Origin of the sequence: Mesorhizobium opportunistum WSM2075, assembly GCF_000176035.2 — a bacterium.
GTDB classification, from domain to species: Bacteria; Pseudomonadota; Alphaproteobacteria; order Rhizobiales; family Rhizobiaceae; genus Mesorhizobium; species Mesorhizobium opportunistum.
On the sequence record NC_015675.1, the window covers coordinates 6,727,453 to 6,751,521 of the forward strand.

Below are 24,069 nucleotides of genomic sequence, written 5' to 3' on the forward strand. Positions count from 1 at the left end.
CATGCAATTCGTGTTCTACACCCACTCGGTGGTGTCCGACTGGAACCATGGCAATGCGCATTTCCAGCGCGGCATCATGCGCGAGCTCATCACGCGCGGGCATCAAGTGATCGCGCTCGAGCCAGCCGACGGGTGGAGCCGTTCGAACCTGCTGACCGAGCAAGGCCCCTTCGCCATCGAACGTTTCCGCAAGGATTTCCCCGAGCTCGTTCCGGTGACCTACGATGCTTCTTTCGGTCACGAGGCATGGATGGCCGACTCCGATGTGGTGATCGTCCATGAGTGGACGGATCCAGATCTCGTCGCCCGCATTGGGCGAGCCAAGCTCAATGGCGGCAAATTCACGCTTCTGTTCCACGACACGCACCACCGCGCCGTCTCGTCGACGCAGTCGATTTCGGCGCTCCACCTGGAGCATTTTGACGGCGTTCTGGTTTTTGGCGAGGCATTGCGGGAGAGCTATCTTCGCGCCGGTTGGGGCAAACGGGCCTTCACCTGGCACGAGGCAGCGGACGATCGTTTGTTCAGGCCGCACCCCGAAATCGAGCCTGTGTCGGAGCTGGTCTGGATCGGCAATTGGGGCGATGAAGAACGCAGCGCCGAAATCCAGCAGTTCCTGATCGATCCGGCACGCGAGCTCGGCCTGTCGGGAACCGTTCATGGCGTGCGCTATCCAGCGGGAGCACTGGCCGCACTCGCCGATGCCGGCCTGCGCTACGAGGGCTGGATCGCCAATGCGGACGTTCCGAAAGCGTTCGCGCAGCACCGTGTCACAGTGCACATCCCGCGCCGGCCTTACCGAGAACACCTGCCCGGCATTCCCACGATCCGCATGTTCGAGGCATTGGCCTGCGGCATCCCTCTTGTCTCGGCGCCCTGGTCGGACGTCGAAGGACTGTTCCGTTCCGGCACGGATTTCCTGTTCGCCCGCGACGGTGCCGAGATGCGGCAGCACCTGCGCGACGTGCTGCATGACGTCGAGCTTGCAAAGGCGCTGGCAGGAGCCGGACTGGAAACCATTCTCGCGCGCCATACATGCCGGCGCCGCGTGGATGAGTTGTTCGACATACTCGTCGCATGCGGCAATCGGCATGCATTCGAGGGCGCATCAACAAAGGAGGCCGCCGCATGAAAATCGCGTTTTACGGATCCAGTCTGCTGTCGTCCTACTGGAACGGCGCCGCCACCTATTATCGCGGCCTGCTGAAGGCCCTGTCCCGACGCGGTTACGATATCGTCTTCTATGAGCCGGATGCCTTCGACCGGCAGAAACACCGCGATATCGAGCCCCCCGACTGGTGCGGCGTCGTCGTCTATGACGCAACGCCGGATGGGTTGATGGAGGTCGCATCCCGTGCCGCGCAGGCAGACATCGTCGTCAAGGCCAGCGGCGTCGGCTACGAAGACGAAGCCCTGTTGCGCGCTGTGCTCGACCACGCCCGCAGCGACGCGCTGACGGTGTTCTGGGATGTCGACGCCCCGGCGACACTCGGCGAATTGCGAAACGATTCCGACCATCCACTCCACGAGGCGCTGAAGAGGATCGGCCTCGTGCTGACCTATGGCGGCGGCGATCCCGTCGTTTGGGATTACAGAGGATTTGGCGCGGCCGAATGCGTGCCTATCTACAATGCGCTCGATCCCGAGACGCACTTCCCTGTTGCCCAGGACCCCCGCTTCACCTGCGATCTCGCTTTTCTCGGCAATCGCCTGCCGGACCGCGAGGCACGGGTCGAGTCATTCTTTCTCGAGCCCGCGCGTGCCTCGGCCGGCCAAACCTTCCTGCTCGGCGGATCCGGCTGGGGTGACAAGCAGCTGCCGGCGAATGTCTCCTGGCTTGGGCATGTCGGCACCCGAGACCACAATGCTTTCAACGTCACGCCAAAAGCGGTGCTGAATATCAGCCGTGACAGCATGGCCACCAACGGATTTTCGCCCGCTACACGGGTCTTTGAGGCGGCTGGAGCTGGCGCTTGCCTCATCACCGACGCCTGGGCCGGCATTGAGATGTTCCTGACGCCCGGGGAGGAAATCCTGGTCGCGCGGGACGGCGCCGATGTTGCCGAGATTACGCGCACGCTCAGGCCACGGCGGGCGAAGGCGATCGGCGCGGCAGCGCTTCGGCGCGTTCTTGCCGAACACACCTACACGCTGAGAGCTGAACTGGTTGATACCATCTTCAAGGCGCATTTCGAGCGCCGGACCGTGGAGGCCGCGGAATGACGAAGCCGCTCGATATCGTTTTCCTCGGTCTTTCGTTGTCCTCTTCGTGGGGCAACGGCCATGCGACCACCTTTCGGGGGCTGTTGCGAGCGCTCAACAAACTCGGCCATCGTGTCACATTCCTGGAGCGCGACGTGCCCTGGTACGCACATCATCGCGACCTGCGCGAGCCCGATTTCTGCCGCTTGCGCTATTACGACACGGTCGACGAACTCCACCGCAAGCACAAGCGAGTGCTTCAGCGGGCCGATGTCGTGGTGGTCGGTTCCTTCGTACCCCAGGGCAGAGCGATCATCGACGAGCTCGCGTCGCTGCGCACCGGGCAATTCTGCTTTTATGACATCGACACGCCGGTGACGCTGGCAAGGGTTGCCGAAGATGATTGCGATTATCTGGCCCGCCGGCAGATTCCCTATTTCGACATCTATTTCTCCTTTACGGGCGGGCCGACTCTCGAACGCCTGACATCCGAATTCGGCGCCCGCCGGGCAGAGCCCCTCTACTGTTCCGTCGATCCCGAGCGACACCATCGAAACGGCAATACGATCGAATGGGATCTAGGCTACCTCGGCACCTACAGCGCGGACCGGCAGCAGACCCTGGAAGCACTTCTGCTTGAGCCTGCGCGTCGGCTCCCGGATCGACGCTTCGTCGTGGCGGGCGCGCAATATCCTCGCGATATCGCCTGGCCAGACAATGTCGCGCGGATCGAACATCTGCCGCCTGCCGAGCATGCCGATTTCTACAGCCGGCAGCGCTACACGCTAAATGTGACACGCACCTCGATGATCGCAGCCGGATGGTCGCCCAGCGTGCGGCTTTTCGAGGCTGCAGCGTGCGGGACGCCGATCATCAGCGACCGCTGGCCCGGCCTCGGTAATTTCTTTCCGGCTTCGGCGATCCAGACGGCCGGCAGCGCGGATGATGTGACGCGAATCCTTCTGACACAGTCAGACAGGGCAAGACTCCGTATGGCCAGACAGGCACATTCGCTGGTCCTGGCAAGACACACGGGAACCGCTCGGGCACGTGAATTCACGTCCGCACTGACGCAGTCAGGACAGATCCGTCCGGTGCTCGATCTGGGCGTCGAGAGTGCAGCATGACAGGCAGACGACAGGAGAACACAGAGATGCGGCGTTCAAAAAAGGCCCAACGGACACGGACGGTGCTTGTCGCCGGCGGTGCCGGTTTTCTCGGTTCGCACCTATGCGAAGCCCTGTTTCGCGATGGTTATCGCGTAATCTGTGTCGACAACTTTCTCACCGGCCGAATAGAAAACATCACGTCGCTCATCGGCCAATCGCGATTTCGGCTGATCGAGCAAGATATCTGCAATCCGCTCGAGCTCGGCGAGCCGGTCGATCGTATTTTCAACCTGGCATGTGCGGCATCGCCGCCCCGCTACCAAGCCGATCCCATCCACACGACGCGCACCTGCGTGATCGGAACGCTCAATCTGCTCGAGCTTGCAGTTTGCGACGACGCACGGTTCCTGCAGGCATCAACGAGCGAAGTCTATGGCGATCCCGAACAACATCCCCAACGCGAGGACTATCTCGGCCATGTGAACTGCACCGGCCCGCGCGCCTGCTACGACGAAGGCAAGCGCACCGCGGAGACGCTTTGCTTCGACTATCTGAGAGCCGACATGGCCGATGTCCGTGTTGCCCGCATCTTCAACACTTATGGGCCCAGGATGGATCCCGCCGACGGCCGCATCGTCTCGAACCTTGTCATGCAAGCGCTGGAAAAGCGGCCGCTGACGATATTCGGCGATGGCCGACAGACCCGGTCCTTCTGCTACGTCACCGATCTGGTCGAAGGACTGTTGCGGCTCATGGATATCGAGCCCAATCCGCGCCAGCCGATCAACCTGGGTAACCCTGGAGAATTCACCATCCTCGATCTGGCAGGCCTGGTGAGGGAACTGACCGGCACCAGATCGCCCGTGAAATTCCTGCCTTTGCCGGAAGACGACCCTCGCCGGCGGCGCCCCGACATCGCCCGTGCACGGTCGCTTCTTGGCTGGTCGCCCAAAGTGCCGCTCAGGCAAGGTCTGCTGCAGACGGTCATTTATTTCGCCGATCTTGGCAACGGTGCGGCAGAGCCGCCGGTCGCAGCGACAAACAGGTCGGGCGCAGGTGGATTTGAACCTGGCGGCCGCGACAATCCGGATGCGACCCGCGTTCTTTACGCCGAAGGGGAACATCCGACAGAGATTCTGGTTGGGCCCGATAACCCCCGGCACGGAGAACGCAGTCGTGCAGTCGAAGCGATCAGCCAAGGACATCGAGCAGATGGCGGCCGCGCAAACCGCCGACTTCCTGCGACGATCGTCCATCACGTATCTCGAATGTTGCGTCAGCCTGATGATGACGCATCTCCAACGCGAAGAAGTCGCCAGCATCCTCGAGCAGGAAGCTGACATGTTGCGCAGGCTGGACTGAGCCTTGAGCGTCAGATGTCATGACGAAAAAGCGGCTCAGTAGCAGGTCCGCGCACCACCTTGAAGAGGAACAGATATGAGCCTCGGCACAATCCTTATCATTATTCTGATCCTGCTGCTAATCGGCGCGATACCGACCTGGCCATATTCGTCGGGCTGGGGCTATGGGCCATCGGGCATCGTCGGCGTCATCCTTATCATCTTGGTGATCCTGGCGCTCATGGGCCGGGTTTGAGGGCCGATTGGAAGGAATGAGCTGTTCCGTCCGCAGGTGGTGAGATGACATCCGGTCGCGGCCGATGGCGGCAAGCCGGTTCGACAGCAGAGGTCGGCAGTCATCCTGCAGGTGTCGGGTCAATCCCGAACGGAACTCGCGCTGCCACCGACTTTCTTCTTCGCGGACGATCCGCTGCCGATCCAAAGCGCAGCAAGGATCAACGCGGCCGCTAAATAAAACGCGCTGGCGCCCACCCACATGATCAGGCCGCCGAGTTGCTGGTCTTCAAGCGCTGTCAGGCCCCATTGCGGTGCTGCCGAGTCGTTCCCCGCGAATATCTGATTTTTCGACAGGGCCAGAATCGCGCCGAGCAGACCGCAATGCATGGAGGTGAAGAACAGATAAAACACCGACGCGCCGTGGCCTTTGCGGCGGGCGCGGCCATTGAGCAAGGCCCACCAGAAGAGCAGCGCACTCGTCAAGAAGCTGAAATGCTGCAGCCAGTGCACCGGCTCGCTGGCAAGTGCGACATTGAACAGGACCGGCATATGCCATAGCCAGATGGCGAGACCGTGCAGGACGGTGGCGGAGGCCGGCTCACTCAGGCTTCTCCATGTCATTCGCAGAAATGCCCAATGTGCGCCGCCGGCAAGGTGCCGCCGCGTGGAGGGCGGAAATGCCCACAACATGGCGCCGAAAGGCCTCGACAGTACAAGCGCGGGAGCCGCGACGATCATCAGCACCTCGTGTTCGATCATGTGCGCGCTAAAGAGCCGCTCGCCCAGTCCATGCAGCGGAGACACAAGTGCCAGTCCAAGCGCCGCCCAGCCCGCCACAAAACAGCTCATTTGCCGCCAAGTGACGCCGCGTCCCGCTCCTGCCTGCCACCAAAGCCGGGCAACACCGCAGGTATAGAGGAACAATACGACGCCAAGCGGAATGACGGTCATGGCGGAGAATGACCAGCCGCCAGGTACCTGGTCCGCGCCGTGGGCGAACGCAACGGTCGGCGCCAGCAACGCGCATGGCGCCGAAAGGAGTCTTCCGAGCAACGACGCCCGGCGAAAGAGGCGGGCAATCCGCATCAAAGTCTCGGCACCCAATAAAGCACCGCGTAAAGCGGCAGCCACGAGAGCACGACGAAGTTCCAGTAAAACGTATTGTCCTCGGCATCGCTGAAGCGTTTACCCCTGCCATGCCGCGTGAACATCAGCACGGTCAGGACAAGCGTATCGGCGACGTCGGTCAGCACATGCACACCGTGCAGGCCGAGCAGCAGCCAGACGAAGGAACCGTATGCATTGTCGCGCCAGCGTACCGGCAACGCCGAAAATTCGATGATGCGCAGCCCGATGAGCAGCAGACCGACCGCACTCATGACGAGCAGCAGCAGGCGGACCGGGCGCAAGTCCTCCCGCATCGCCGCGCGCCTCGTCAGGAAGTTCGGCAGCGCGCTGACAACAAGGACAAGCGTGAAGAGCGAGGACCAGACCAGGTTCAAGGGAATGGCATCCCTCGCCCAATCCTTGTTGGTGACGGCCAGGTAGAGATAGCCGCCGATTCCAAGGGCGAAGCCGGTTCCTTCCAGCAGACAGAAGGAGAAGGTGCCCCACCATGGGGTGACGCGCGAGCCGAAGGCATAGGTCGGCAAACCCGAGACATCGATGACCGTGCGGGGCATTTAGGTGTTCTCCTCCATGGATTTCGGCCAGAACCAGGCAACGAGCACGATGGCGACGACAGGCGAACCCCAGGTTATCGCCCATGGCGTGTAGATCGAACCGATGAAGATCACGGCGGTGGCGAACGCCGCCAGAAAGGGCCAAATCGAAGGCGCCGGAGGTTCCTCGCGAATATCAGGCCGGGCCTCGGTGACGCTTGTCACGACCAGTTCGCGTTCGTCGACCTTGAGGCCGCTCACCACCGGCTTGACATCGTCCTCATCCCAAAGCGGCGAGCCGCTTGTGACATAGGGAATGCGATCGAAATTCTGCGCCTGGGGCGGCGAGGTAGTCGCCCATTCCAGCGTATCGGCATTCCAGGGATTGTCGCCGGCTACGGGACCGGAGCGGGCGCTGACGGCCATATTGTAAAGCATCAGCACGAAGCTTGCGAAGAACAGCAGCGCACCGGCGCTGGCGAGCAGGTTGAGCCCGCCCCAGCCCATCTCCGCCGGGTACGTATAGACCCTGCGCGGCATGCCCCACAGGCCGAGCAGATGCATCGGAAAAAAGGCGATATTGAAACCGATGAAAGCGAGAGCGAACTGCCACTTGCCGAGCCGCTCATCCATCAGCCGACCCGTCACCTTCGGGAACCAATAGTAGACGGCGGCGACAAGCGGAAAGAGAGTGCCGCCAATCAGCACATAGTGGAAATGGGCGACGACGAAATAGGTATCGTGTACCTGCGTATCGATTGGCACCGACGCCAGCATGACACCCGAAAGTCCGCCTGCGACAAAGATGAAGAAAAAGCCGAACACGAAGATCAGCGGGGTCTTGAGCACCGGCTTTCCGTCCCAGAGCGTGGCGATCCAGCAGAATATCTGGACGCCGTTCGGAATGGCGATAGCCATGCTGGAGGCGGTGAAGAATGCCGCGCCGACCTGTGGCAGGCCGGTCACGAACATGTGGTGGACCCATAGACCAAAGGACAGGAAGCAGATCGCGATCAGCGACAGCACCATCGGCAGATAACCGAATATCGGCCGCCGGGCGAAGGTTGCGATGATCGCCGAGACGAAAGCGGTTCCGGGCAGGAAGATAATATACACCTCGGGATGGCCGAAGAACCAGAACAGGTGCTGCCAAAGCAGCGGGTCGCCGCCGGCTTTGGCATTGAAGAACTGGGTGCCGACCAGCCGCTCCATGATCAGCATCGACGAGGCAAGCATGATCGCCGGCATGGCGAAGATGATGATAAAGGAGTTGACGAGCATCGCCCACACAAACAGCGGGATACGGTCGAGCGTCATGCCCGGCGCGCGCTGCTTCAGCACTGTGACGACGATCTCCACAGATACCGCAAGCGCAGCGACTTCGGTAAAGGTGATCATCTGCGCCCAGTAGTCGGGCCCCTTGCCTGGAGTGAAATCCAGGTTTGCGAGCGGCACATAAGAGAACCAACCGACATCCGGGCGAATGCTCAACGCGAACCCGCCCCATAACATCAGGCCGCCGAACAGGTAGACGTAGTAGGAAAAGGCGTTGAGGCGCGGAAAGGCGATATTGCGCGTGCCGACCATGAGCGGCACGAGGTAGACGGCGAACGCCTCGCCGACGGGCACCCCGAACAGGAACATCATCGTGGTGCCGTGCATGGTGAAAAGCTGGTTGTAGAGCTCGGCATCGACGAGGTGACTGTCCGGTCGCGCAAGCTGCAGCCGCATGATGATCGCTAGAATGCCGCCGGCGAGCAGGAACGCGAAGGCGGTCACGGCATAGCGGATTCCGATGATCTTGTGGTCGACGGTTGAAAGGGCGCCGATTAGGCCGCGCGTGGTGCCCCAGGTTTTGTTCAACCTTGCGCGCAGTTCCTCGTCGCCCAGATCGGAGTCACGGGCCGCGCGAGGTTCTTCGACCGAAAGGCTCATTGCAAGTTCTCAGGCAAAGTGGACGTCACGGCGCTTTGCTGCGCCAGATCGACCGGCTTTGCCGCCGCAGCCTGACCGGCGCGCCAGCGTTGGAAATCGTTCGGCTCCAGCGCCACGACGAATATCGCCATATGCGCATGCTGCTGACCGCAAAATTCGGCACACTGGCCGCGATATATGCCGGGCTTGCTCGCTTCGATACGGAGTTCGTTGCTTTTGCCGGGGATGAGATCGAGCTTGCCCGCGAGACTTGGTATCCAGAACGAATGAATGACATCCGCTGTGGCGAGCTTGATGTCGACCGGGCTGCCGACCGGGATGCGAATCTCGTTCGCCGTTTCGAAGCCGTCGTTTCCTTCATAGCGGACCTGCCACCACCACTGGTGGCCCGTGACTGAGATCGCCAGCGCGCCGGCGGCCCCATCTGCAAAAATCGCCCTTTGTCCGCCGAAGCTGAGCAGCGCCAAACCTGAGAGGATGATGGTGGTGGACGTCAGCATCGCGGCAAAGGCGATAAGCATCGGCCGTTTGACGGCTGGGCGCGCGCCTTCTGCCGGTTCGCCCCGACTGTCGCGCCGGTGAGTCAGCGCGAGTAGCAGGCCAGCCATGGTGACGAGCCAGACGACACCGAGCACCGCCATGAAGGTCCAGAACAGAACAGCCAGCGTGTCGGCCTGCTCGCCATGCGGATCTAGCGCCGACTGCACGCCGGCGCAGCCCGGAAGGAGAGCGGAGCCAACAATGACAGCCAGCGGACCGGCCAACGGCGACCGGACCCTCTCGGAGACACCCCGAAACAGGGGGAGCGCGGCATCCGGAACTCTCCCGTCCCGTTCCGTGTTGTTGGATTCTTCCCATGTCGAAGGGGCGGAGCCGTGAGTCTCAGACGCGACATCAAGATTTTCGGCGAGCCCGGCTTCTACCTTGCGACGCTCCTTGCCTTCTGCCTCATTGGCGGCGTTCTTCTGTTTTGCGGTATTTACGCGCCATAACTGCGACGGTGGACGTCCGGGGCAGTCGCCGACCCCGAAGTTCTGCATCTCGTGAGCCGGCCAAAGATCCATTCGGGGTGGTCACCAAGAGGAAGACGCTTCACTCGGCTGCCTGCCTAACCGGCCATCCGTGAGTTTTAGAACCGGTAGGGAAGAATAAAGTTCCTTGAGCTTGCCTCGACGCAGGCTACGTGGCACCGCCCTTCCCTGCTCGGCAGACTTCCGCGACATCCAGATGTATTCATTGACGGCCTTCAGAGCGCTTGGAGAAATAGGCCGCTGCTGCCCGTATGTCCTCGTCCGTAAGGCGTTGGGCCGCGGCGGCCATGATACGCCAGAATTGCGTACCGCCCCTGCCCTCGGACCGGAACAGCTTCAGTTGCCCTTCGAGATAGGGCGCGTGCTGGCCGTCGAGGCGGGGATAGTTCGGATTCTTGTCAGCGCCGATGTGGCAGCCGGAACAGGCAGGGACGTTCCGTTCCGGAATTCCGGCCTCCGCGATTTGCTGTCCTCTGTTGATCACTTCCGCCGGGACTGGATCGCCGTCCGTCGAGACCGGCGGCTGTGCTGCAAAATGGCGGGCAAGCGCGGCCATCTCCGCAGGGGTGATGCCGGTCACCGGCAGGGCCATGAAGCCGCTTGTGCGATCGCCTCTGGCAAAGGCCTCGAGGCTGGCGAGCAGGTACGCTTCGTTTTGCCCGGCGAGCGCAGGGATGAGACCACTCCTCCCCTCGCCGTCACTCCCGTGGCAGCGAGTGCAGTTGGCGAGTGCGCCCGGATTAGTAGGCTGCTGCGCGTTGCCTATTGCGCCCCCGGCGTCAAAAGCAAGTGCCCGAAATTCGTTCGCATCGAGTTTCGGAAGTTCCCGCAGGAAAGCAACCATCGCCCAGACTTCGTCATCGCGGTCGCGGGCCGGCCATGCGGGCATTCCTGTGAAACGTATCCCGTGCTTGACGATTCGAAAAAGCTGGGCGTCGGTCCAATCTCCGACCGTCAGCGCCAGATCCGGCGGTTGTGGAAGCATGCGCAGCACCGCCGGCGAGCGAAGTTCGCCAGGTGCGCCGTGGCAGATCGCGCAGCCTTGCGCAAAATGGCCGGCCGCTGCCGGGATCCCGCGCCTGTCGAGAGTTCTCGGCGCGTTTACGGTCAAAGCATAAGTGCGCACGGCCGAGCGCATGGCGAGTTCCAGAAACCAGGCCGTCACCTTCCAATGGCCGGTGCTGGCACCAACGTTGAAAAACCCAATCCACGCTCCGAGCAAAATGACGATAGGCAAACAGACGGCGGCAATGAGAACGTGCTTAAGTCGGACCATTATCGGCTGGTTCGTCACCCTGCTGATCTCATCTTCTTCCTCGGAAGGGGCATTGGGCGCCTTTGTCCGAGGATAGATCCGATGACCGGGCATCACTGCAAGGCTTTCAGGTAGCGCGCGATCGTCTGGATTTCGATTTGCGGAAGCATATCGAACGCAGGCATTTTCACACCCGGTTTTAGTAAATCAGGTCGAGCGATGAAACGTGCTATGGCTTCCTCGGTGTTCGGCAGGACCCCCGCACCAATTGCTCTTCGCGACCCGACGTGGGACAGGTCCGGGCCAATCGTCCCATGGGCCTCGGTGCCTCTTATGGCATGACACGCGCCGCAACCGTTGCGTAGGAACAACGACAGCCCGCTATCCGGCGGGGGCTGAGATCCGGTTGGCGCTTCGGCCCGCTGTGTAGCTTCGATCGTCGTGAACGTCGGCATACCCGGCGGCTCGACAGGTCCCGCACATTCGACTTCTGCGGCGACCCAGATACCAGCGTTGGCGGGAACCCAGAGCGCGCAACCCACCAGCAGAAAGAGGGCGGCGTTCAACGACATGGTATTCCTCCCGCGCTTTAACTTGGGAGACCCGGCGAGGTTCCATGGCCTTCGCCGGCGTTTTGAGCACCCGGATCGGAACAACTGGCCGAGCTACGGCTTTTTAAGCACGACATTTACACAACGGTGATCAGGTTTTCACCGCGATGGCCGGGGAGCCACGCTGTTAATGCACGTGCCGACAACGGCAGTCTGGCTCCGACCGCAAGAAGGAAGAGAATGTCAGATATTCCCGCCGAAGAAATCGAGGGCCGGCTGAACGCTATTCGAGTGCTCGTGACCTTGCTGCTCACCGAAGCCGCCAAAGATTCCAGCAATCCCGAACACCTGTTTGAGCAAATCGAGGATGAGCTGCAGCTTCAAAATCACCAGGAAGATCCCGGCGTCCTACCGTCCAGGGCCTTTGCGATCGAAGCCGCCCAGGCCAGCGAGCTAAAGGTGATCGCAGACGGAGCGAGAGCTCGACTTGCCGAGTTGAAGTCAAAATCGCGCTAGAACTGGCCATCTAGGACAGACCTCTCCCAAGCCCGGCAGCCGTGGCGCCCAACAGGGAGGTCAAGAATCGGTCATAGAGCGTTGCGATCGGTCTATGTGCTGGCCGTCTGCGAAGCAGACATGCCGATCCTCGATTCGACTTCGCAATTATTCCGGCTCTCAAGGAACATTCCTGGCCCGTCCCAGTTCGGTGACGTGGAAGGTTCCCTCAACAGCAGAGGCGGCAGTTTCGTGACATCGAAAAAGGTTCGCATCGGCGTCGTCGGCGTCGGCAATTGCGCGTCCTCCCTCGTGCAAGGCCTAACCTACTATCGCCAGGCAAAAAGCAACGAGCCTATCCCTGGGCTGATGCATGCCGATCTCGGCGGCTACCACGTCGACGACATCGAGGTCGTCTGTGCTTTCGACGTCGCCAAAAGCAAGGTGGGGCGCGATGTGGCCGAAGCAATTTACAGCGCCCCAAACAACACCTTCCGGTTTGCCGACGTGGCGCCGATTGGCGTGCGCGTGGAACGCGGGCCGACGCTCGACGGCATCGGCAAATATCTGCGCGACGAAATCGAGGAAGCGGACGAACCGGTCGCCGACGTGACCGCAGCCCTTCGCGAAAGCGGAGCCCAGGTGCTGGTATCCTATTTGCCGGTCGGCTCCGAAGCGGCCACCCAGTTCTATGCCGAACGCGCTCTGGAAGCCGGATGCGGGTTCGTCAATTGCATTCCGGTCTTTATCGCCTCGCGGCCGGAATGGCGTCGACGTTTCGAAGAGCGAGGCCTCCCCCTTGTCGGCGACGACATCAAGAGCCAGGTGGGCGCGACGATTGTTCACCGGCTGCTCGCCAACCTTTTCCGGGAACGTGGCGTGCGTATCGACCGCACCTACCAGCTTAATTTCGGCGGCAACACGGATTTCCTCAACATGCTGGAGCGGGAGCGGCTGGAATCGAAAAAGATTTCCAAGACACAGTCAGTCACCAGCCAGATCGACGTTCCGCTTGAACCTGGCAACATTCATGTCGGACCAAGCGATCATGTGCCTTGGCTCACCGATCGCAAATGGGCCTATATCCGCGTCGAAGGCACGACTTTCGGCGGCGTGCCATTGAATGCCGAGCTCAAGCTGGAAGTCTGGGATTCGCCCAACTCCGCCGGCGTGGTGATCGACGCCGTGCGCTGCGCCAAGCTTGCTCTCGATCGCGGCATTGCGGGGGCGCTCACGGGGCCTTGCAGTTACTTCATGAAGTCGCCACCGGAGCAGTTCACCGACGCCGAGGCCCGCCTGCGGACGCTCGCTTTCATCGCAGGCAGGGACGAGCCGATGCTCGACGCTGCGGAATGACCACGACCTTCTTCCTTGTCCGGCATGCGGCGCATGACGACGTCGGCCGCTGCCTGGCCGGCCGCCTGAACGATATCGACCTCGGCACCGCCGGCCGGTCACAGGCTCAGAATCTGGCCCAACGCATGGCGAGGGAGCCGCTTGCCGCGATTTTGAGCAGTCCACGCAAGCGCACGTTGGAGACCGCGAAACCCATCGCCATGTCATGCGGCGTCGAGCATGTTTCGATCCGCCGCGAATTGGATGAGATCGACTTCGGTGCATGGTCCGGCAAGACGTTCGAAGAGCTGAATGGCGATGCCGCCTGGCGAATGTGGAATGACCAGCGACAGAACGCACGCACGCCGAGCGGCGAGACCATGCTGGATACGCAGCAGCGGGTTATCGGCCTGATGGATGCGTTGCGCCAGCAGAAGCCAAACCAATACGTCGCGCTGATCAGCCACGCGGACGTCATCAAGGCTGCGGTGTGCAAGGTCCTTGGCCTTCAGCTCGGCGACTGCTTTCGTTTCGACATTGAGCCCGCCTCGATCACCACCATCGTCCATGGCGACTGGGGCTCAAAGCTCATTCGCCTGAATGAAGTCGCCTGACGGGAGCTGCCGATGCGCATGGTCATCTTCGGTCTCACTGTCACTTCCTCCTGGGGAAACGGACACGCCACGCTCTGGCGCGGGCTGATACGAGCGCTCGCGCCACTCGGCTGGCGTATCAGCTTCTTTGAGCACGACACCCCCTACTACGCCGGCGCAAGGGACCTCGACCATCTCGATGGCGGCAACGTGGTGCTCTATGGGGGTTGGGATGATGTTGCCCAGGCCGCGGCGGTCGCGGTCCGGGAGGCTGACGCTGTCATTGTCACCTCCTACTGCCCGGATGCTGTTCAAGCCTCACACCTCGCGTGCGAGAGCTGTCCCGGACTGAAAGTGTTCTATGACCTTGATACTGCGGTGACGCTGGCGCGCATCGAACAAGGCGACCAGCCACCCTATTTCGGCCCGGAAGGGCTTCGCGATTTCGACCTGGTGCTGAGCTACACCGGGGGCCCGGCGCTCGATGCACTCAAGACCATGCTGGGCGCGCGTCTCGTCGTGCCGCTCTATGGCCATGTGGATCCCGGCCACCATCGGCCGTCGCAGCCTCGGGCCGAATTTGCCGGAGATCTGTCCTATCTCGGCACCTATGCCGACGATCGGCAGACCGGCGTCGAAAAATTGCTTGTCGCGCCGGCAGTCCGGATGCCCGATCGCCGCTTTGTCATTGGCGGCGCACAATACCCGCAGGATTTCCCGTGGAGCGACAATATCTTCTTCGTCAGGCATCTGCCGCCCGCCGACCATCCGGCCTTCTTCTGCTCGTCACGTCTGACCCTGAACGTCACCCGCGAGGCGATGGCGCGTAAGGGTTGGTGCCCCTCGGGCCGGTTGTTCGAAGCGGCGGCCTGCGGCGCCGCGATCATTTCAGATGACTGGCCGGGCCTGGAAAGCTTCTTCGAGCCTGGCAAGGAGATACTGCTCGCGCATTCCACGGAAGACGTGGTCGCAGCGCTCGGTTTATCGGATGGCGAGATCGAAGCGCTGCGCCGTAGAGCCCGTGAACGCGTGCTCGATGAACACACATCCGCTCGCCGCGCCGCGGAACTGGATCGAATCCTGAATGAGGCGGCCCGGGCGCCGGCAAGCGAACAGATGAAGGAAGCCGTCTGATGTTGGGCATCGTGCCTGCCGCGGGGCGCGGCAGCCGCATTCAACCGCTGGGTTTTTCCAAGGAGTTGCTGCCGGTGGGCAGCCGGATGGACGGGCAAACCGAGCGCCCCTGCGCGGTCAGCGAATATCTGGTGCGCCGAATGGTGCGCAACGGCGTCGACAGGATCTGCTTCATCATCGGCTCGGGCAAGTCGGACATACTCGAATATTATGCCGCCGGCTATGACAGCGCCGCCGCTATCTTCGTGGCCCAGCCCTCTCCGGTCGGCCTTTGCGACGCGATCTTCCGCGCCGCGCCTCTCGTCATGCCGGAAGAAACGGTGCTGATCGGTCTGCCGGATACGATCTGGTTTCCCGAGGACGGCTTCTGCCAACTTCCGGACGACCGTCTGTCGTTCCTGCTGTTTCCTGTGGACCGGCCGGAGCTTTTCGACGCCGTCGTCACCGATCAGGATGGCCGGGTCGAGCAGATCCAGGTCAAGCAGCAGGACGCGGCCACGGACTGGGTATGGGGAGCATTCAAGATGCCGGGCCGCATCTTTCACCGGCTCGCGGGGCTCTGGCGCGAGCGGGATGGTTGCGACGAATATTTCGGCACGCTGGTCAATGCCTATCTGGCCGTCGGAGGTGAAGCCTTAGGCGTCAAGGCGGGCTTGGCCTATGTCGATGTGGGGACGTTCAACGGCTACCGCACGGCACTGCGGCTACTTGAAAACAACGAAACGTCGGAAGACGAAGGCACGCCGATGTTGGTGCCGCCCAGCAGTTCCCAGGTGCCGTACCTGCCAGGCGAAGGAGGCTGACCATGTTGCATTCCGACGCGGAAATTCGCCGTCGCATCGATGCGCTGGGCCCGTGGTTTCACAACATGGAATTGGCCGGCGTTCAGACGGCTCCCGATCATTTCCTCGGCAACTATCCTTTGGTCAAATGGCAGAAGTTCGCTGATGCGATCCCGGCCGATCTTTCAGGCAAGTCGGTGCTCGACATCGGCTGCAACGCCGGCTTCTATTCCATTGAAATGAAGAAGCGGGGCGCCGATCGCGTGCTCGGCATCGATTTCGACGTGGCCTATCTGACGCAGGCGCGTTTCGCCGCCGAAATCGCCGACTGCGACATCGAATTTCGCGAGCTGTCGGTCTATGACGTCGGCGCCCTCGGCGAGACTTTCGACATCGTGCTCTTCATGGGTGTGCTCTATCACCTGCGCCACCCGTTGCTGGCACTCGACTTGATCCGCCGGCACGTCGCGCGGGATCTGGTGATCTTCCAGTCGATGCAACGCGGCAGCAGCGAGGTCCCCGCGCTCGAACGGAACTACCATTTCTGGACGCACGATCTGTTTGATCGACCTGAGTTTCCGAAACTGCACTTCATCGAACACCGCTATGCGGACGATCCGACCAACTGGTGGATTCCGAACCGCAGTTGCATCGAAGCCATGCTGCGCAGCTCAGGTTTCGAGATCCTGCTTCACCCGGAAGACGAGGTCTACTTCTGCCGTGCGTCCGGTGAGCCGGCTGGCGGAGGCGCGGTCTACCCTGCGAAAGGAAGAAACGATGATTGAAGCTGCGATGATCTGGAACGAGCCCAACAACAAGTCGCATTGGGACCCCGAACTCGATCCGGACTGGAGCCGCTTCGCGAACATGGCAATCCTGGCGGCCGATGCGATCGGTCTCGAAAACCCGGCGATCACCCGGGTGCTCGGTGGCATTTCGCCGATCGACGCCGGGTTCATGTCATTGATGAAGGGGTACGGTGTGCTCGATCGTGTCGACGCCGTTGCCGTGCATGGCTTCCCGCTCGACTGGAATCTTTGGCAAATGCATGAATGGCCGCAAAAGCTCGCCGAGATTGCCGAAATCACCGATCTGCCGATCTGGATCAGCGAAGCCGGCGTGTCGAGCTTCGGCGCCGAGGAGGTCCAGGTCTGGGGCCTGCGGCGGACTGCGGAGCTGCTGCTTGGCCGCGCACCCCGCGTCCAATGGTACAGCCTCTACGATTTGCCGCACGCCTGGGGCGCGACCACGCGGCATCGCGAGGTGGAAGGCTCCTCCTATTACCGTCATTTCTACATGGGCCTGCTGCGCGAGGATGGCACGCCCAAGCCGGCTCTTGAGGAATTCCTGCGCCACACTCCGCAGATGGGCTTGGTCCAGTGGTTCCATTTCGAGGACCACCGGCTGGACGAAGCCGTCGCCTGGATGAAGCGGCTGGGCGTCACAAATCTGCGCACGGGCCTTTCCTGGGCCGACAGTTTCAGACCGAACGCTCTCGATTGGTTCGACCGCCAGATGGAAGCCCTGGCGGATTTCGACGTCACCGTCACTTTTTGCTTCACGCCCGAACACCGGGGCATGCAGCCTCACCACACAAGTCCGCCACAAGTGCCCGAAGAATTCGCTGAATTCTGCGCGAGCATGATGCGCCGCTACGCACCTGGCGTGCACAGCGACGCGATGCCGATGCGGCGGGTCTCGGCCGCATGAGGTCACCATGTCGTCCATCGACCAGTCACCTAATCTGCTGGCAGAATTCGCCACACGACTGACCGGCAACGACGTCGATCCAGGTGCCGGTATAATGATCGTCGTGGCGCACCCGGACGACGAGACGATTGGCATCGGCGGCCACCTCGCCGGACTGTCTGAGTGCCGTATCGTGCATGTCACGGACGGAGCCCCGCGCAACCTTGCCGACGCAAAAGCCAATGGTTTCGATACGTGGCAAGACTACGCCGATGCCCGTCGCGGTGAATTGGGGGCCGCGCTGTCGGCGGTGGGCCTGTCGTGCGGAATCCTGACCAGCCTTGACTATCCTGATACGGAAGCGGTCATGCATCTCGTCCCGCTCGCGCAGGAGCTGGCCTGCATCTTCGCTTCCGCCGAGATCCGCTTCGTCTGCACGCATCCCTATGAAGGAGGACATCCCGACCACGACGCCACTGCCTTCGCGGTTCATGCCGCCTGTCAGTTGCTGCGCCGCGACCGGTGTCCGGCGCCCAGCATCATCGAGATGGCATTTTACGCCGCGGGGCCGAAAGGCCCTATCTTCCAGGATTTCGCCGATGATCTCGGGACGGATCGTATCGAGGTACGTCTGACCGAATCGGCCTTTCGGCTCAAGCGAGCCATGCTGGCCAGCTATACGACCCAGTTGCGGACGCTTGCATCGTTCTTTGGGGCGACAGAGCGATTCCGTTTGGCGCCCGCCTATAACTTCCGCGCACCACCCAACAACGGGAGGCTCTATTATCAATTGCTGCCGTTGGGGTTCGAGCCCACGACCTGGCTGAGCGCCGCGGCTCGCGCGCATGAGGAGCTTCGGCTCGATCAGCCATGACGCTTACCGTGCTCAACGTCGCCTATCCGCTTGCGCCCGTCGGCCCCGATGCGGTCGGCGGTGCCGAGCAGGTGCTGTCGATGCTGGATCGCGCGCTGGTGCGGCAAGGCCATCATTCCATCGTCGTCGCCTGCCGGGGCTCCAGCGCGGCCGGGACACTGGTTGAGACACCCGCGGAAACAGGCGTGCTCGATGAGACGGCAAAGAGCCGCGCCCAACGCGCGCATCGCGCGGCAATCGCTGCGGCCCGGGCGCGTTGGCCGATCGACGTCGTTCACCTGCACGGCATCGATTTCGACGCCTATCTCCCTGGCGACGGCCCGACGCTTGTGAGCCTGCACCTGCCGCTCGCCTGGTATCCACCCGACGTGCTGAGACCGGCCCGTGAGGACCTGTGGCTGCATGCTGTTTCGGAGGCGCAGCAAAAAACCGCGCCGCTTGGATCGAGACTGATCGCGCCGATCCCAAACGGCGTAGACATCGATGCGCTGAACGAGATGCGATCGCGGCGCAATTTTGCGCTCGTGCTGAGCCGAATTTGCCCGGAGAAGGGCGTCCATCTGGCGATCGAGGCCGCCAAGCGTGCCGCCGTGCCGCTTGCGATTGGCGGTCAGATCTATCCCTACCAGACACATGTCCAGTATTTCGCCGACGAGGTGGCGCCTCGCCTCGACAGACGGCGGCGCTTCTTGGGACCGCTCGGGTTTTCCGCCAAGCGGAGGCTTCTGAATGCCGCCCGCTGCCTGGTCATTCCGAGTCTTGCCGCGGAAACAAGCTCGCTGGTTGCCATGGAAGCGCTTGCGTGCGGTACGCCCGTTGTGGCCTTCCCGAATGGCGCCCTGCCCAATGTCGTCGAACACGGCAGGACCGGATTTCTCGTCAACGACGTCGACGAGATGGCGAGCGCCATAAAGGCCTCGGCCGACCTCGACCGCGAAACATGCCTGGGCGAAGCGAGACATCGCTTCTCGCTCGATGGCATGATTTTGGCCTACATGGATGCCTATCGGGCATTGGCAGAATTCGGCGCTTCCCACTCGGGGTCGAGGGCCGCGCAGTGAACGGCTTGCGCACCGATGTCATACGGGACCCAGGTGCGTTCGACGATCTTGAGCCGCATTGGTGGCCGCTCTGGTCGCAATGCGCCTCTGCCACGCCTTTCCAGTCGCCCGCCTGGCTGTTGCCATGGTGGCGGACGTTCGCGCCTGGCGATCTCTCGGTGATCGCTGTGTGGAGCGGAAATGATCTCGCGGGACTGGCACCGCTCTATCTCGAGAGGCACGCGTCAGGTTCGCGCCTGCTTCCGATCGGGATATCGCTGAGCGACTATCTCGATGTTCTTTGCGTACCCGAACTCAAGAAAACCGTCGGGACCGCGATTGCCGAAACAGTGCTTTCGCTCGAATGGGCGCAATGGATTCTGCCGGATCTTCCGGCTGAAGCCGTGTCCCTGGATCTCGTACTGCCCGATATTGAAGAGAACCTGTCTGCCGGCCATGCCGCCTGCCCAGTGCTTGCCTTGGCCGGCGGCGAGACGATTGCGGGCTCGGTTCCCGCGCGGCGAAGACGACAGCTTCGTCGCGCTCTAAGAGCCGCGCGACGGAGAGGCCGGGTAACGATCACGCGTGCGGAAGCCGCACCAGAGATGTTTCTCGGCCACCTGATCCGCCTGCACAAAGCCCGTTGGGCAGGAGAGGGCGGTGGCGTGTTGACGGACATGGCCCTGGGATTCCATCGGAAGGCCCTGCCCCGCCTTGCCGCGAACGATCTGGCGCGATGCTGGCTGATCGGAATCGGCGACGCTGTCGTCGGTGCGTATTATGGCTTCCATCATCATGGTCGCGCCTATGCCTATCTCGGTGGTTTCGACTTGGCCTATGCGCAGGAGAGCCCCGGCGCGATCCTGATCGGCGAGGCCATTGCCGAAGCCGCTCGCGAAGGGGCACGGGAGTTCGATTTTCTGCGCGGCCGGGAGAGATACAAGTATAGCTGGGGGGCGGTGGACAGGTGGACGGCACAAAGGGTCTGGACCCGGAGCGCAGAGCTGTGATCGCGGCAGAAGAGCAGAGGATGGCCGCCAGCCGCATTCTCGAGAATTGCATGGCAGACGACCTGTCCGCCGAGGTAGCGGTAGCCAGACTGGCCGTCAATCTTACGGCGGAAATCAATGCTGCGGAATTGGCGGACATCGCGCTGGAGATGCGGACAAAGGCCTCCCATTGCAGAGACTGGCTCGAGGACGTGGCCGCGCTTCTTTCGGCCAACACGGACGCCTTCGACAGTCTTCGGGCGACGGCAGGTTCCGTGTGTCATGACCGACAGGACGGCGAAACCGGTGAGGTGACGGTCCGCCGGCTGGCCAGCGGGTTTGACCAGGCGGTCGCCATCTCACCGGCTGCCAGCGTCCAACTTTCGTCGCTCGGCGATGAGGAAAAGCTCTCGGCCACGACCGCCGAGATCGCCTCTTGGCTTGAGAAACACGGGTTTACAGGCGCGGACAAGACAATACTCGACATCGGCTGTGGTATCGGCCGTTTCGAATGCCAACTCCACGCCAAGACCGGGCATATTGTCGGTACCGATATTTCCTCCAGGATGATCGCAGTCGCGCGTCGGCGGTGCGCCGGGATCGGCAACGTCGAGTTCCGCCAGACCTCTGGCCTGGATCTTGGCGAATTCGCCGACGAGAGCTTTGACGGCATCCTGGCGGTGGACATTTTCCCTTACCTGGTGGTCGCCGGCGTCGCCGAGCGGCACTTCAGCGAAATGGCGCGCCTATTGCGACCTGGAGGGATGGCGGCAATTCTCAACTATTCATATCGAATGTCGTCCGCCGCCGATTCTTCCGACATCCGCAACCTTGCCAATGCATGTGCCATGGACATCGTGATCGACGGCGACACGCCGTTCCGTCGCTGGGATGGCACCGCCTTTCTTATTCGTCATACCGGCGGAACATAACAGGCGAACCGAAGTTCGGGCGCCGAAACCACTTGCGCAGAAGCTGGCAGACCCAGGAGAAGCAGATGGCATCCGGCGGTAAGAAACACATGGGCCGCGGCAGTCAGGGCAAAGGTTCCGGGACCGGGGCGAAGACGGAGGTTCCGAAAGACATGCTCGGCGAAAATGACGTCCTGTCGAACCGGGATAAGAAGCAGCATACAAAACAGCGCGGCCTCGACAGCAATCGGACCAAGTCCGATCAATATCAGGACCACGCGGGAAACCGGCTTCCCGAAGACTAAGCTTGCAGCGGCTCTCACCGGACTTGCAGGCGCGCAAACGGATCAGGTATGGGGTCAGGCAGAGGGCTTTGCTCTGGGCAAAATCCAGTGCCGAGCCAAGGCTGATTGGCGGCTGGAGCGCCTTGCAAACTCTGGCCGTCTATGGTCTCAGTGAATTTTCGAAGGGACCTTAATTGCTAAGAGAATGCCATGTCTCGCCCGAGCCAACGCGATCCCGCCAGCGACGCAAGCCTGAGCATAGACAAAGAGATTGCATCGCTGTTGACCGCGATCGAGCAGGAAAAGGTCCCCGATCGCCTGATCAAGCTCGCGATTGAGCTGCAGAATGCGCTGATCCAGAAGCGTCGCTGTGAACCGGAAACCTGACGCCTGCCTTCATCGAGGTCTGTCAGCAGCCCTATCCCAGTGGTCTTCCAACACATGCTCATGTCTTTCGACCAGCGCTTGCGATGAGCTTTCATCAAGCGATTCCAAGACGCATGCACGCGCGCGGTTGAGGCGGCTTTTGATGGTTCCTATCGCGCAATTGCATATCTCGGCGGTTTCTTCGTAGCTGACGCCCAGCACACCGATCAGCATCAGCACTTCGCGCTGATGTGACGGAAGCTTCTGGATGGCTTGGTAAACTTCCTTGCTCTGAATGGACCACTCTTGGGAGGCTTCCGAAATCGGTCTGCTGGAGACGCAATCGAGCAATCCAGGTGCTTCTCTGGCTGCAGCCTTCACCCGCGTATAGTGCGTGTTGCGCATGATGGTGAAAAGCCAGGACTTCAAGCGCGTCCCCGGCTCGAACTTGTCCAAGTTGGCAAGCCCTTTGGTCAAGGTCTCCTGCACCAGGTCATCGGCATCATCGGGAACACGGCAAAATGTGCGTGCAAACGCGCGCAAGGCAGGGATGAGATCGACAACGTTGATTTCGCCCGGCACGCAGTCAGGCGTGGCATGGCCATTGGGTAACACGGTTCGAACCCCGACAGCGAGTTGATAACAATGACTAGGAAGAATGCGCAACGATGACGATCGTTCCTGTTCGAAACGAACCTTGCTCGGGTGTCGTTCACTAATCATTGATACCGCGGTTCCGGCTACAGGAACCAGCTCACTACCAGGCCAGCCGAGGCCGCAAAGATTGCTGTCGTCGTGATGCCCCCCAGGATGTTCGTACTTCGGCTATTGACCCTGTCGCCCATAATCCTGCGATCGTTCGTCATCAACAGGATCAGCAGCAGCAGCGGGGGAGTGGAAAAGCCTTGCACCACGCCCGCCCAGACCAGCGCATGCATTGGATTGAAGCCAAGAAAATTTAGGACGACCGCGATCAGGGTGAATGCCCCCGTCGCCAGATAGAAGGCCGGCGCTTTCTGCGGCTTCGCGTTCATGCCATGGTTCCAGCCCATGGCCTGCGCGAGATCGAAGGCAGCGCCTGTCGTCATGACAGGAACCGCCAGAAAGCCGACACCGATCACACCGGCGGCGAAAAATATGCCTGCTGCATCGCCAGCAAGCGGTCGCAGCGCTTCAGCCGCCTGGGCCGCCGTTTCGATCTGGGTTTGGCCGACCTTGTGAAGCGTCGAACCCGTCGAGAGGATGATGAAGTACATGATCAGGTTGGAAAAAGTCATGCCGATAAGAATATCGTGGCGCGACCGGCGCAACTCTCCCTCAGTCGCTCCTTTGCGCTTCTCAAGAGTGGTTCTGCCCTTGGCGATCTCCTCTTCCACCTCCTGGTTGGATTGCCAAGTGTAGAGGTAGGCCGAAAGTGTCGTTCCTATGATCGCAACCAGTATAGACAAGTACTCACGGTTGAGATGAACCTTCGGCAGAAAAGTACCGCCTAACACCGAACTCAGTTCTGGCTTGGCGAGGACAGCCGAGACAACATAGGCGAGCAGCGCCAACGCCAGCACCCGGAATAGATTCCTAAGGAGGCCGTAAGAACCAAAGACTTGAAGAGCGAACATAGATGCTGCAATGAAAGCGACGATCATCGGCACGGGCAACGGCACGAACAGGTTGATCGCCGCCGACATGGCGCCGAGGTTCGCGGCAGCCTCGATCGTGTTGCCAATCAAGACTCCAACCAGGACCGACCATAGCAGCCAGCGCGGGTAGAAATCCGCGATGACCTGGAACAATCCCCGACCCGACACCTGGCCGAGCTTCGATGAGAGGTACACGACAGTGTACATCATCGGCAGTGTCACGGGTGCGGTCCAAAGCAGGTCGGGCCCGAATCTTGCTCCCGCGCTGGCATAAGTTCCGATTGCCGAGCAATCGTCGTCGGCTGCCCCCGCGATCAAGGCCAGCCCAACGGCTCTTCCGACACCTTTGCGCCCTCGCCTGTCCGCCTCATTATTGGTTTGCTCGGTCATCACTTGCGCCCGGTGCCGTCGGAAAAGGATCGGCCAAACATGAGTGAATGGGTGCCGCCTTGATTCCTGCGGCCGAACTGCCCCGTCGGGCGTTTTGTTCCGCCGCAGGATCCGGCCATCCAGCTGTGGAGGTCATGCATCACATCCCGTGAGCAGAATTTTCCGAGCTCTTGGAACGACTGCCTATGGCTGGTGAACCGCCAATAGGCTCCGTCTGGTTGGTTGTTGG

General features: G+C 61.5%; 25 protein-coding genes and 1 pseudogene. 18 read left to right on the forward strand and 8 right to left on the reverse strand.

Going from position 1 to position 24,069, the window contains the following annotated elements:
- Position 1 precedes the first annotated feature (1 nt).
- The 5 genes and pseudogenes from MESOP_RS32185 to MESOP_RS34560 all read left to right on the forward strand — a co-directional run bounded on the left by MESOP_RS32185 (position 2) and on the right by MESOP_RS34560 (position 4,907).
- Positions 2-1,132, forward strand: coding sequence for a CgeB family protein (locus tag MESOP_RS32185; RefSeq protein ID WP_013897175.1), 1,131 nt, complete (start codon positions 2-4; stop codon positions 1,130-1,132).
- Positions 1,129-2,223 (forward strand): CgeB family protein, encoded by a 1,095-nt coding sequence (locus tag MESOP_RS32190; protein WP_013897176.1) that lies wholly within the window; start codon positions 1,129-1,131, stop codon positions 2,221-2,223. Before MESOP_RS32185 ends, MESOP_RS32190 begins: the two co-directional genes overlap by 4 nt.
- A complete protein-coding gene (locus tag MESOP_RS32195; protein ID WP_013897177.1) occupies positions 2,220-3,329 on the forward strand; it encodes a CgeB family protein in 1,110 nt (369 codons plus the stop codon). The genes MESOP_RS32190 and MESOP_RS32195 overlap by 4 nt, the downstream gene beginning before the upstream one ends.
- Before the next feature lie 26 nt (positions 3,330-3,355).
- Positions 3,356-4,357: pseudogene (locus MESOP_RS32200) on the forward strand (UDP-glucuronic acid decarboxylase family protein); the annotation flags it as partial.
- A 391-nt stretch (positions 4,358-4,748) separates the two neighbouring features.
- Complete coding sequence (locus MESOP_RS34560; RefSeq protein ID WP_013897179.1) at positions 4,749-4,907, forward strand: DUF3309 family protein; 159 nt, start codon at positions 4,749-4,751, stop codon at positions 4,905-4,907.
- Positions 4,908-5,026: 119 nt separating this feature from the next.
- Here the strand turns inward: MESOP_RS34560 and MESOP_RS32210 are convergent, their stop codons facing one another.
- The 6 genes from MESOP_RS32210 to MESOP_RS32235 all read right to left on the reverse strand — a co-directional run bounded on the left by MESOP_RS32210 (position 5,027) and on the right by MESOP_RS32235 (position 11,342).
- A complete protein-coding gene (locus MESOP_RS32210) occupies positions 5,027-5,974 on the reverse strand; it encodes a cytochrome c oxidase assembly protein (protein WP_013897180.1) in 948 nt (315 codons plus the stop codon).
- Positions 5,974-6,570 carry a cytochrome c oxidase subunit 3 gene (locus MESOP_RS32215; RefSeq protein WP_013897181.1) on the reverse strand — a complete coding sequence of 199 codons (597 nt, stop codon included), beginning with the start codon at positions 6,568-6,570 and terminating at the stop codon, positions 5,974-5,976. Before MESOP_RS32215 ends, MESOP_RS32210 begins: the two co-directional genes overlap by 1 nt.
- Positions 6,571-8,484, reverse strand: coding sequence for a cytochrome c oxidase subunit I (gene ctaD / locus MESOP_RS32220; RefSeq protein ID WP_013897182.1), 1,914 nt, complete (start codon positions 8,482-8,484; stop codon positions 6,571-6,573).
- Positions 8,481-9,548: a cytochrome c oxidase subunit II gene (gene coxB / locus MESOP_RS36070; RefSeq protein WP_083833328.1), complete on the reverse strand. Its 1,068-nt coding sequence runs from the start codon at positions 9,546-9,548 to the stop codon at positions 8,481-8,483. The genes ctaD and coxB overlap by 4 nt, the downstream gene beginning before the upstream one ends.
- A 169-nt stretch (positions 9,549-9,717) precedes the next feature.
- Positions 9,718-10,791, reverse strand: a complete 1,074-nt coding sequence (locus tag MESOP_RS32230) for a c-type cytochrome (protein ID WP_041165147.1) — start codon at positions 10,789-10,791, stop codon at positions 9,718-9,720.
- A gap of 92 nt (positions 10,792-10,883) precedes the next feature.
- Positions 10,884-11,342, reverse strand: coding sequence for a c-type cytochrome (locus MESOP_RS32235; RefSeq protein ID WP_013897185.1), 459 nt, complete (start codon positions 11,340-11,342; stop codon positions 10,884-10,886).
- A gap of 219 nt (positions 11,343-11,561) precedes the next feature.
- Here MESOP_RS32235 and MESOP_RS32240 point away from each other — a divergent pair, with 219 nt between their 5' ends.
- The 13 genes from MESOP_RS32240 (at position 11,562) to MESOP_RS35945 (ending at position 21,834) form a co-directional block, all read left to right on the forward strand.
- Positions 11,562-11,837 (forward strand): hypothetical protein, encoded by a 276-nt coding sequence (locus tag MESOP_RS32240; protein ID WP_013897186.1) that lies wholly within the window; start codon positions 11,562-11,564, stop codon positions 11,835-11,837.
- A 231-nt stretch (positions 11,838-12,068) separates the two neighbouring features.
- Positions 12,069-13,172, forward strand: coding sequence for an inositol-3-phosphate synthase (locus MESOP_RS32245; protein ID WP_013897187.1), 1,104 nt, complete (start codon positions 12,069-12,071; stop codon positions 13,170-13,172).
- Complete coding sequence (locus tag MESOP_RS32250) at positions 13,169-13,765, forward strand: histidine phosphatase family protein (protein ID WP_013897188.1); 597 nt, start codon at positions 13,169-13,171, stop codon at positions 13,763-13,765. The genes MESOP_RS32245 and MESOP_RS32250 overlap by 4 nt, the downstream gene beginning before the upstream one ends.
- A 12-nt stretch (positions 13,766-13,777) precedes the next feature.
- Positions 13,778-14,878 carry a CgeB family protein gene (locus MESOP_RS32255; protein WP_013897189.1) on the forward strand — a complete coding sequence of 367 codons (1,101 nt, stop codon included), beginning with the start codon at positions 13,778-13,780 and terminating at the stop codon, positions 14,876-14,878.
- Positions 14,878-15,681 carry a sugar phosphate nucleotidyltransferase gene (locus tag MESOP_RS32260; protein ID WP_013897190.1) on the forward strand — a complete coding sequence of 268 codons (804 nt, stop codon included), beginning with the start codon at positions 14,878-14,880 and terminating at the stop codon, positions 15,679-15,681. Before MESOP_RS32255 ends, MESOP_RS32260 begins: the two co-directional genes overlap by 1 nt.
- Positions 15,682-15,683: 2 nt before the next feature.
- On the forward strand, positions 15,684-16,445 hold the full coding sequence (locus MESOP_RS32265; protein WP_013897191.1) for a TIGR04290 family methyltransferase: 762 nt from the start codon (positions 15,684-15,686) through the stop codon (positions 16,443-16,445).
- A complete protein-coding gene (locus MESOP_RS32270; protein WP_013897192.1) occupies positions 16,438-17,370 on the forward strand; it encodes a beta-xylosidase in 933 nt (310 codons plus the stop codon). The genes MESOP_RS32265 and MESOP_RS32270 overlap by 8 nt, the downstream gene beginning before the upstream one ends.
- A 7-nt stretch (positions 17,371-17,377) precedes the next feature.
- Complete coding sequence (locus tag MESOP_RS32275) at positions 17,378-18,223, forward strand: PIG-L deacetylase family protein (protein WP_013897193.1); 846 nt, start codon at positions 17,378-17,380, stop codon at positions 18,221-18,223.
- Positions 18,220-19,284, forward strand: a complete 1,065-nt coding sequence (locus MESOP_RS32280) for a glycosyltransferase (protein WP_013897194.1) — start codon at positions 18,220-18,222, stop codon at positions 19,282-19,284. Before MESOP_RS32275 ends, MESOP_RS32280 begins: the two co-directional genes overlap by 4 nt.
- Positions 19,281-20,273 (forward strand): GNAT family N-acetyltransferase, encoded by a 993-nt coding sequence (locus MESOP_RS32285; protein WP_013897195.1) that lies wholly within the window; start codon positions 19,281-19,283, stop codon positions 20,271-20,273. The genes MESOP_RS32280 and MESOP_RS32285 overlap by 4 nt, the downstream gene beginning before the upstream one ends.
- A gap of 50 nt (positions 20,274-20,323) precedes the next feature.
- Positions 20,324-21,184, forward strand: coding sequence for a class I SAM-dependent methyltransferase (locus MESOP_RS32290; protein ID WP_245265035.1), 861 nt, complete (start codon positions 20,324-20,326; stop codon positions 21,182-21,184).
- A gap of 65 nt (positions 21,185-21,249) precedes the next feature.
- Positions 21,250-21,468 carry a hypothetical protein gene (locus tag MESOP_RS32295; protein ID WP_013897197.1) on the forward strand — a complete coding sequence of 73 codons (219 nt, stop codon included), beginning with the start codon at positions 21,250-21,252 and terminating at the stop codon, positions 21,466-21,468.
- 189 nt (positions 21,469-21,657) lie between these two features.
- A complete protein-coding gene (locus MESOP_RS35945) occupies positions 21,658-21,834 on the forward strand; it encodes a hypothetical protein (protein WP_013897198.1) in 177 nt (58 codons plus the stop codon).
- A gap of 9 nt (positions 21,835-21,843) precedes the next feature.
- On the opposite strand, the gene MESOP_RS32300 is transcribed toward MESOP_RS35945, so the two are convergent.
- The gene (locus tag MESOP_RS32300; RefSeq protein ID WP_013897199.1) at positions 21,844-22,536 is read right to left on the reverse strand and encodes a sigma-70 family RNA polymerase sigma factor; all 693 of its coding nucleotides are present in this window, start codon (positions 22,534-22,536) and stop codon (positions 21,844-21,846) included.
- 17 nt (positions 22,537-22,553) lie between these two features.
- Positions 22,554-23,840, reverse strand: coding sequence for an Nramp family divalent metal transporter (locus MESOP_RS32305; protein WP_013897200.1), 1,287 nt, complete (start codon positions 23,838-23,840; stop codon positions 22,554-22,556).
- Positions 23,841-24,069: the final 229 nt, after the last annotated feature.